Source organism: Tardiphaga sp. (assembly GCF_028290785.1).
Taxonomy (GTDB): Bacteria; Pseudomonadota; Alphaproteobacteria; order Rhizobiales; family Xanthobacteraceae; genus Tardiphaga.
This window is the reverse complement of the sequence record NZ_JAQGJD010000152.1, coordinates 1-9,742: the sequence shown is the minus strand read 5'-3', so window position 1 is coordinate 9,742 and position 9,742 is coordinate 1. Positions and strand designations below refer to the sequence as shown.

At 65.5% G+C, this 9,742-nt stretch carries 6 protein-coding genes; 2 read left to right on the top strand and 4 right to left on the bottom strand.

What is annotated here, in order from left to right; all coding sequences use genetic code 11:
* Positions 1-213: 213 nt before the first annotated feature.
* Together JWR89_RS09020 and mfd are read left to right on the top strand one after the other, a co-directional pair.
* Positions 214-504, top strand: coding sequence for a succinate dehydrogenase assembly factor 2 (locus tag JWR89_RS09020; protein ID WP_299714574.1), 291 nt, complete (start codon positions 214-216; stop codon positions 502-504).
* Complete coding sequence (gene mfd, locus JWR89_RS09015) at positions 501-4,019, top strand: transcription-repair coupling factor (protein ID WP_299714571.1); 3,519 nt, start codon at positions 501-503, stop codon at positions 4,017-4,019. The genes JWR89_RS09020 and mfd overlap by 4 nt, the downstream gene beginning before the upstream one ends.
* A 209-nt stretch (positions 4,020-4,228) precedes the next feature.
* Here mfd and JWR89_RS09010 read toward each other — a convergent pair whose 3' ends face one another.
* The 4 genes from JWR89_RS09010 to JWR89_RS08995 all read right to left on the bottom strand — a co-directional run bounded on the left by JWR89_RS09010 (position 4,229) and on the right by JWR89_RS08995 (position 9,308).
* Positions 4,229-4,624, bottom strand: a complete 396-nt coding sequence (locus JWR89_RS09010; protein ID WP_299714568.1) for a PRC-barrel domain-containing protein — start codon at positions 4,622-4,624, stop codon at positions 4,229-4,231.
* A gap of 73 nt (positions 4,625-4,697) precedes the next feature.
* Entirely contained in the window at positions 4,698-5,939 is a 1,242-nt protein-coding gene (locus JWR89_RS09005) for a GGDEF domain-containing protein (RefSeq protein ID WP_299714565.1), read from the bottom strand.
* 83 nt (positions 5,940-6,022) lie between these two features.
* The gene (locus JWR89_RS09000; protein ID WP_299714563.1) at positions 6,023-7,525 is read right to left on the bottom strand and encodes a class I adenylate-forming enzyme family protein; all 1,503 of its coding nucleotides are present in this window, start codon (positions 7,523-7,525) and stop codon (positions 6,023-6,025) included.
* A 4-nt stretch (positions 7,526-7,529) separates the two neighbouring features.
* Complete coding sequence (locus JWR89_RS08995) at positions 7,530-9,308, bottom strand: extracellular solute-binding protein (protein WP_299714561.1); 1,779 nt, start codon at positions 9,306-9,308, stop codon at positions 7,530-7,532.
* Positions 9,309-9,742: the final 434 nt, after the last annotated feature.

Genomic DNA, 9,742 nt, shown 5'->3' with positions numbered 1-9,742 from the left:
GTGGTGACCGGCGCAAACAGCGGATTGAGCAGGGCAGGACGCATCGACAACTCGGTAAGCTCGCCAGGGGCGAAGTGAACCAACGGTATTGCCGAGACTTGAATGCATTTCGAGGCGAAAGCAATGCGCGATCAGGTGCTGACAGCGCCTGACACGACCGCTATATCAGCCTCCCCGGCACGTCCGGGCTTTCGGCGTTCACGGGATGGGCAGATGACGGGTACGACACGATCGAGCAACGGCCTGGATGACCGCCGCAAGCGGCTGCTGTTCCGCTGCTGGCACCGCGGCACCCGCGAGATGGACCTGATTCTCGGCCGCTTCGCCGACGCCGAGATCGGTATCCTGGCCGACCTCGAACTCACACAGCTCGAGGCTTTGATCGGCCTGGAGGATCCCGACCTGTATCCGGCTTTCGTTGGCGAGGTCGAACTGCCGCCTGAATTTCACACGCCGCTGTTCGAACGCATCAAGAGCTTCCGCAATCTGGACAAGCCGGCATGAAAGCGCCGACCGTCTCTCCCGCGGCGCAGCTGTCACCCGGCCGTGCGCTGACCTTTGCCAATGTCGCCGACGGCGCTGAAGGCCTGATCATCTCGGATCTGGCGCGGGCGATCGCGGCCAAGCCGAAGCCGCCCGCGGTGAGCCTCGCCGTGGTGTGCCGCGACGGCACGCGGATGCAAAATCTCGCGCGGGCGCTGGAGTTTTTCGCGCCCGATCTCGGGGTGATGCAGTTTCCGGCGTGGGACTGCCAGCCCTATGACCGCGTTTCGCCGCATGGCGGCGTGCTGGCGCAGCGGCTGACCACCCTGGCGCGGCTGGCGCGCCTGAAGGGCAGCGAGAAGCCGCTGATCGTGCTGACCACGGTGAATGCCATCCTGCAGCGGGTGCCGGCGCGCGACGTGATCGCGGTGCAGGCGCTGTCGGTGGCGCCGGGCAATGTGGTGCCGATGGATAGCATCGTCGCCTGGCTCGAGCACAACGGCTACAATCGCTCCGGTACCGTGCGCGAGCCCGGCGAATATGCCGTACGCGGCGGCATTCTCGACCTGTTTCCCGCCGGCCTCGACCAGCCCGTGCGGTTCGACTTCTTCGGCGACAGCCTGGAATCGATCCGCAGCTTCGATCCCGAGACCCAGCGCACCCACTTCGACATGCGCGCGCTCGATCTCGTTCCTATCTCGGAGTTCCAGCTCGTCACCGAGACCATCAAGCGCTTCCGCATGGGTTATGTGGCGCAGTTCGGGGCGCCGGAGCGTGACGACCAGCTCTACGAAGCCGTCAGCGAAGGCCGTCGCCACCCCGGCATGGAGCACTGGCTGCCGCTGTTCCAGGAGCGGATGGACACGCTGTTCGACTATCTCGACGGCACGCCGATCGCGATCGAGCCGGAAGGCGAAGCGGCGGCCAGCGAACGCTTCAAGCAGATCACCGACTATTACGAGGCCCGCAGGGAAGCCATGGGCATCCCCGGCGGCGGCGCGATCTACAAGCCGCTGCCGCCGGACCGGCTCTATCTCACGTCGGACGAATGGCAGGATCGGCTGACGGACGTCGCTTTGGCTCGGCTGACGCCGTTCGCGGTGCCCGAGCAGGGCGCCGGCGTGGTCGATGCCGGCGCGCGGGCAGGGCGGAACTTTCTCACCGAGCGCTCCGACTCCTCGGTCAACGTGTTTGCTTCGGTAGTGGCGCATATCGAGGCGCTGCAAGCCGCGCGCAAGAAGGTCGTCGTCGCGCTGTGGAGCGAGGGCTCGCGCGACCGCATGGGCAGCATGCTCAAGGACCACAAGCTGCTCAACACCACCTCGGTCAATTCCTGGCGCACCGTGCTGGCGACGCCGCGCAACCAGACCATGCTGGCCGTGGTCGGCATGGAATCCGGTTTCGAAACCGACCAGATTGCCGTCATCAGCGAACAGGACATTCTGGGCGACCGCCTGGTTCGCCCGCGCAAGGCGACGCGAAAACTCGACAACTTCATCTCTGAGGTCACCAGCCTGGCCGCCGGCGATATTGTCGTCCATGTCGAGCACGGCATCGGACGTTTCGTCGGGCTACAGACGCTGCAGGTCGGTGGCGCGCCGCATGACTGCCTCGAACTGCGCTATGCCAACGAGACGAAACTGTTTCTCCCGGTCGAGAACATCGAGCTGCTGTCGCGCTACGGCTCTGACACCGCTAATGTGGAGCTCGACAAGCTCGGCGGCTCTGGCTGGCAGGCCCGCAAGGCCAAGCTGAAGAACCGCATCCAGGAAATCGCCGGCGAGCTGATCAAGATTGCCGCAGAGCGGCATCTGCGCGAGTCGCCGAAGACGCACGTGCAGCCGCATCTTTACGACGAGTTCTGCGCGCGCTTCCCCTATGAAGAGACCGAGGACCAGCAGTCGGCGATCAACGCCGCGCTGGGCGATCTCGAAAGCGGCCGGCCGATGGACCGGCTGGTGTGCGGCGACGTCGGCTTTGGCAAGACCGAAGTGGCGCTGCGCGCGACCTTTGCGATCGCACTGGAAGGCAAGCAGGTCGCCATCGTCGTCCCGACCACGCTGCTGGCGCGCCAGCACGCCAAGAACTTCACCGAGCGCTTCAAGGGCTTCCCGGTCAATGTCGCCCAGGCCTCGCGGCTGGTAACGCCGAAGGACATGACGCAGGTCAAGAAGGGCCTTGCCGACGGCACCATCGACATCGTCGTGGGTACCCACGCGCTGCTCGGCAAGTCGATCAAGTTCAAGGACCTCGGCCTCGTCGTGGTCGATGAGGAGCAGCATTTTGGCGTCACCCACAAGGAGCGCCTGAAGCAGATGCGGGCCGACGTCCACGTGCTGACGCTGTCCGCGACGCCGATCCCGCGCACGCTGCAGCTCGCGCTGACCGGCGTCCGCGATCTCTCCATCATCGCTTCGCCACCGGTCGATCGGCTCGCGGTGCGCACCTTCGTAGCCCCGCACGATCCGCTGATGATCCGCGAGGCGCTGCTGCGCGAGCGCTACCGCGGCGGGCAGGCGTTCTACGTGGTGCCGCGCATCGACGACCTCGCCGACGTCAAGGATTTCCTCGACAAGCACGTGCCGGAGATGAAGGTCGCCGTCGCGCATGGCCAGATGGCGCCGACGGTCATTGAGGACATCATGTCGGCGTTCTACGACGGCAAATATGACGTGCTGCTGTCCACCACCATCGTCGAGTCCGGACTCGACATCCCCACCGCCAACACGCTGATCGTGCATCGCGCCGACATGTTCGGCCTGGCGCAGCTATACCAGTTGCGTGGCCGGGTCGGCCGCTCGAAGCTGCGCGCCTACGCGCTGTTCACGTTGCCGGCGCAGGCCAAGATCACCGCGCATGCGGAGCGCCGGCTCAAGGTGCTGCAGTCGCTGGAGACGCTCGGCGCCGGCTTTCAGCTCGCATCGCACGATCTCGACATCCGCGGCGCCGGCAACCTGCTCGGCGAGGAACAGTCCGGCCATATCAAGGAAGTCGGTTTCGAGCTGTACCAGTCGATGCTGGAGGAGGCGATCCTCAACCTCAAGGCCGGTGTCTCCGAACCCGTCGCCGACAGGTGGTCGCCGAGCATCACCGTCGGCATGCCGGTGCTGATCCCCGACGATTTCGTCGCCGACCTCGCGGTGCGGCTGTCGCTGTATCGCCGGCTCGCCGATCTCGAGACCGACGACGAGATCGAGAATTTTGCGGCGGAGCTGCGCGACCGCTTTGGCGTGTTGCCGGACGAGGTGCGCTATCTTTTCAAGATCGCGGCGATCAAGGCGTACTGCCGCCGTGCCAATGTCGAGAAGCTCGATGCCGGCCCGAAGGGCGCCGTCATCACCTTCCGCGACAACAAGTTCGCGGAGCCGGACCGGCTGGTGTATTTCATCCGCTCCTACGGCCAGGCCGCGAAAGTACGTCCCGACATGAAGGTCGTTTTCCTGCAGGAATGGGAAACCCCGGAAGAGCGCCTCGAAGGCGCGACGGAGATCATGCGCGCGCTGGCCAATCTGGCGGAGAAAAAGAAGGCGGCTTAGCGCTCGTTTCCCGGACGCGGTGCGGCATTCTTCATGCCGCTCCGCAGAGCCGGGATCCCGGTCTCTTCTTCGCGGACCGGGACCCCGGATCAGCAGCGCACCACGCGGCAAACGCCGCGCGTTGCGCAGCATCCGGGGAACATACCCGGCCAAACGAAAACGGCCGCCGGCATGACTGCCGACGGCCGTTGTTCGCTCGGGCGCGTAGCTTACTTCGGATACTTGAATTCCGGAGCCGCCTTCAGCGCGTCCTTGGTGGTGTTCATGGTCGCGGTCCACTTGCTGTTCTTACTGTCATACTTGACGTTGACCGAAGCAGGCGACACGGCAACATAGTGCTCGCCGACGCCAAGGAAGCCGCCGACCGACAGGATCATGGCTTCGATCTTGTCATTCTTGAAGGCCAGGTCGGAAATCTCGCCGATCGACTCTTCCTTTTGATTGTAGACGTTGAGACCCTTCAGCTTCGAGCTGAACATCTCATCCTTCGACACCGTCGAGAACTTCGCGTTAGCCGGAGCATTGCCCGTCGTGGTGGTGGACTGTGCCAGAACCGGCGTGGCGAGCAAGGCGAGTGAAGCGGTGATCAGTGCAAGCTTTTTCATTGTGGTCTCCATTGTGACAATGGACCTACAATGCGGGTTAGCCGTGTTCGTTCCGAACCCAGTTTTGGGAATCTTACGACGCCGCCGCCCGGCGGGTGACATCGTCCTGGAGCCGCGCCAGCAACGATTTGGCGTTGTCGTTCGGCAGCAATGTAGCCAGCGAAACATACGGATCGTTGCGCGCATCGCGCTTCGGTCCATGCATCGTATGCTTGATCACGCTGGATACCCGCTTGGCTATCATGTGGGCGTTACGCAGGTCGGTTTCGGCAAATGCCACGACGATCGAACCGTCCGTCTGCAGCGTGCCGAAATCCATCTGCCGCATCAGCCGGCTGAGGATTCGCGCGGCATCGAGCCGGGCGCGTTCGGGAACGGCGTCGAACGCAAATCGCGCCACCGACAAGCCGCCGCCACGCGACTGGGTCTGATAGACGGCGGTGGCGAAATCGCGTTCGAACGCCGCGCGTGTCAGCAGTCCCGTGTCGGAGTCCAGCAGCCCGTCGGAATCGATCGATTTCAGCGCCCGGCTCAGGCGCGCCTCGAAAGCATGCTGGCGAACCAGCGGCAGCGCCGTGGCCGCAACATTGGCGGCATCGCCTGAACTCATTTCGAGATTGGCGAGTTCGTAGCTGGGGGCGAGACCTGGCGTGGTGACGACCACCGGCAGATTGCGGAAGCGGGCGTCTTCGGCCAGCACCGTGAGAAACGCATCGACCACGCGCTGGCTGAAACCTTCGCCGATGACGATGCCGTCGAGGTCGCGGCTGTTGAGATGCTTGGCGGCGGCCTCGATGCTAAGCGCGCCGACGACGCCGACGCGTTCGCCGAACGCCACCGACAGCGCGGGGTAGCCGGCGCCGCGGCCGATCAGCATCACGGTGGCGTCTTCGAGCGGATCTGGCGTTTGCAGCGAAGTGCGCTGGACGTTTTCGGCGGTAAGGCGACGCATCACCGTGGCGTGCAGCGTGCGCACCCGCAGGGCGTTGCGGAGCCGCGCGCCGAGCCGGTCAAAATTGCCGAAAGTTTGCGTGAACGGAACGGTATGGCCGGGCAACGACGTCACCGGATCGATGGCGATCAGCGGCACGTAAGGTTGCTTGGCGCTGAGTCGTTTGGCCAGCGCCTGGAACGTGGTCATGTCGTCGCCGGTAGCCGACACCAGCACAGCCGCCGGCTGGACACGGGCGACGGCGTCCAGCGCTTCGTCCCAGGTCGCATCGATCAGCGGAAACATGTTGCTGGCGGCCAGCGCCGACGAGAACGCGGTAGGCTGCCGGGCCGAGACGATGACGATGGGAGCCTGGTCGGACATGGGATACCGGTGCGCAATGTTGGATGGCGCACGCTAGGCCAGGCGTCCTTAACGCCCGGTCAATGGAAACCTTGCAAATCCGCTCAATCGGCCGCGGGACGGTCGCGAAAAGCTTCCACCATCAACGGGTTGAGACCGAGTTCGGTCAATGCGTCGCGGGCCCTTGCATTGTCGCTGGCGCGGCCGGCCAGGCGATAGCCGCTGAGCTGGTCCGGCAGCGCCGTCAGCATGGCGTTCTGGCCGAGCCGCTTGCCCCATTCGCTGAGGTCCTGCGACAGGAAGCGGTAGCCGCCGACGGCCATGATGCCGGTGGGCGGCGCGGTGATACAGATCGCACCGGTGGCACGGTCGAGCCGCGCGGCAAAACCGGTATCGACATAGTCCACCGGCTTGGCGGCGATCAGTGAATGGCTAGGCTCGGTGGAGGCCGCATAGGCCAGCACCGGCACCATCGGGCCGCGCAGGCCGAGCGTCCCCTTCGGCGTCAGCAGGATCTCGCCGGCGATCGACGAGCTGGCGACCGCGCGCGGCGCGCCGTGCGAGCCGGGCATGATCGCCACCGCCAGGCCATCCGTGCCGCGGCGGGCGCCGAACAGGCCGGCCTCGCCGAACAGATAGATATCGGTAAGGGTGGAGTGTCCGTCGATCCATGCCGCGCTGGTGGCGACCTGTTCCGGCGCGCGCCACAGGCCGAGCACGTGGCGCAGCGTGGGCGCGCGGTCGAGCAGGCCGGCTTCCGCGAGGCGCTGCGCCAGCGGTGCGGGCGCCACCAGCACGTCGCAGCCCAAAGCGTTGATCTCGCGTTCCAGAACATCGCTGTCGAACGGGTGATGCAGCGCCAGCACGCCGCCCGACAGCAGCCAGGTGACCAGCGACGACGCGACGCTGGCGAAGGAGGAGGGCGCCAGCGCCGACAGGATGCTGGCGCCTTGCGGCAGACCGCTCTCCAGGAACACCGTCAGGCCGCCGGAAATCAGGTTCAGATGGGTGCGCGGCACCGCGCGAAACCCGTCGGCGGTGACGTCGAAGGTGATGATCGCGGCGCGGCGGGCGTCCTGGGTCACGGCGACGGGCTCGTCAAATTCGTCGGCCATGACCTCATCGAGCGCCATCATGCCTTCGGGCAGATCGTTGCCGAAGCCGCCGACATAGCGGATCGAAAACGCTTCAGCGGCGGCGTTCATCACCAGGTCGGCGTGGCTGACGCCGTCGATCTTGCTGGAGGTCACGATGGCACGGGCGCCGGTGCGGTTCAGTGCCGTGGTCAGTTCGGCCTGCCGGAACAGCTGCGGCAGCAGCGCCACGACCAGTCCGGCGCGGTGCGCGGCCAGCACCGTCAGCATGAATTCCACGGTATTCGGCAACTGCACCGCGATCACCGAATTCGCCGGCAGTCCCGCCTGGATAAAGTGCGCCGCCAGCGCCGAGATTGCCTTGTCGGCTTCTGCGAAGCTGAGCCGCTTCGGCGGCGTCGCGGTGACGCGCATCTTGTCGGCGGGATCGACCAGCGCCAGCGCCTCCGGCTGGCGGCCCAGCACGCGGCGGAACAGACCATCGAGCGTCGGCGAGGCGTTGGGTGCGTTCACTGGATCACTTCCGGTTCAGCTGAGGCTTCGACCACCAGGTTTCCGGCAGGTAGCCGGTCAACGCGGTAGTTGCAGGTCGTTCTATCCGATTCCATCGCGCAATCCATTGTTCCTGAACGTTGTAGAGCGGTATGGCGTAGAAGCCCGAGATCAGCACGCGGTCGAGCGCATGCACGGCATCGACGAACGGGCCGTGATCGCGGGCTTCCAGCAGTGTTGCGATCATGGCGTCGATGGCCGGATCCCGGGCGCCCATGTAGTTGCGGGTACCGGGCAGGTCCGCGGCTTCCGAGCCCCAGTAGAACGACTGTTCGTTACCCGGCGACAGCGACTGGTCCCAGCGATTCTGGATCATGTCGAAGTCATAATTCAGCTTGCGCTGGTCGAACTGCACGGCATCGATCGCGCGCACGGTCGCGACGATACCGGCGCGCTTGAGGTCGCGCGCGAAGGCCAGCGCGATGCGTTCCTGGTCGCGGGTGGTGACAAGGATTTCGAAGGCGAACGGCGTCTTGGTGTCGCGTTGCCGCAGCACGGTGTCGTCGAGGTCGTAGCCGGCCTGCGCCAGCAGCTTCAGCGCGGCGCGCAGCGCCGGACGATCGCGGCCGGAGCCATCGCTGACCGGCAGGCGATAGCTGCCGTCGAGAATGTCGGCGGGAATCCGCGCGCGATAGGGCTGCAGCAGCGCGCGCTCGCGATCATCCGCAGGACGCGCATAGGCCGACAGTTCGGAGCCCGGGAAGAAGCCGGCGGAGCGTGCGTAAAGTCCGAAGAAATAGGTCCGGTTGATCCACTCGAAATCGAACAGCAGTGTCAGCGCCTGGCGGACGCGGACGTCCGCGAACGCCGGACGCCGCGTGTTGAACACCAGAAATTCGGAAGGTTTCGGCAGCCCGGTCTTGATGGCGTCACGGATCACCTCGCCGGATCGCGCCGCCGGGAAATCATAGCCATCGTGCCAGCGCAGCGGTTCGCTCTCGACGCGGAAATCGTACAGGCCGCGCTTGAACGCCTCGAAATGCCCGTTGGCCTCGCGGTAGTAATCGAGCTTGATCTCATCGAAGTTCCACAGCCCGCGATTGACCGGCAGGTCGCGGCCCCAATAGTCCGGGTTGCGCGTCAGCGTCACCGCAGCACCGGGCTTTAACGCCGTGACGCGATACGGACCCGACCCCAAGGGCGGCGCCATCGAAGTCTCCTCGAAAGTCTCGGCGTTGACGGCATGTTTCGGCAATACCGGCATCAAGCCGAGGATCAGCGGCAGTTCGCGGTCGCCCTGGCCGCCGAAGTCGAAGCGGACCGTGCGCTCATCGATCGCCTCGGCCTTCGCCACCTTGGAATAATACTGCCGATGGTTGGGGCGGCCCTTGTCGCGCAGCAACTGCCAGGAGAACAGCACGTCCTCGGCGAGCACCGGCTTGCCGTCGGAGAAACTGGCGCGCGGGTCGATCCGGAACGTGACGTAGCTCCTGACGTCGTCGGTTTCGACGCTCCGGGCGAGCAGGCCGTACAGCGTGAAGGCCTCGTCGTTGCCGCGCGCCATCAGGCTTTCGACCACGAAGCCGCGTACCTGCTGCACCGCGAGGCCGCGCACGATGAACGGGTTGAGGCTGTCGAATGTGCCGAGGATGCCCTGCACCAGCCGTCCGCCCTTCGGCGCATCGGGGTTGGCATAAGGCATTTGCGTGAAGCCGACGGGCAGGGCGGGCGCGCCGTGCATGGCGATGGCATGGGCTGGCTCTGCCGCCGCCTGGCCGGAGGCGGTGATCCATACCAGCGCCATGGCCAAGCCTGCGCGGCGCGGCCAGCGCGAAAGACGGGGAGCGCGCGTTCGATTTGATTCGGTACAGCTCACTGGGGAACATTAACATGGCTGCTATCAACTTCGTGTGCCGTGCATCAAATACGGTTGTCGCCATTGATCTTTTCGTCCGCCGCTGTATTGAAGGCTTGCAATTGACGAGGACGGCGCGGCCTGTCACGTAACAGCCTTAATTGGCAACGAGACACCCGCCAACGGGTCAGAGTCAGCGCCGCCTCCGGGTTTCGGGCGCCACCGTTCAGAAAGGGTTTTCCGCAATGAATTTCCGTCTCTTGGCCGCGTCGGTGTTGCCGCGCGGGCGGGTTCTCGCCCTGCTGGCGGCGACGGCCCTGACCGCCACGGTTGTTGCCCCCAGCGCCCAGGCCCAGGCGCCCGCGCCGGGCGCGCCGCCCGCC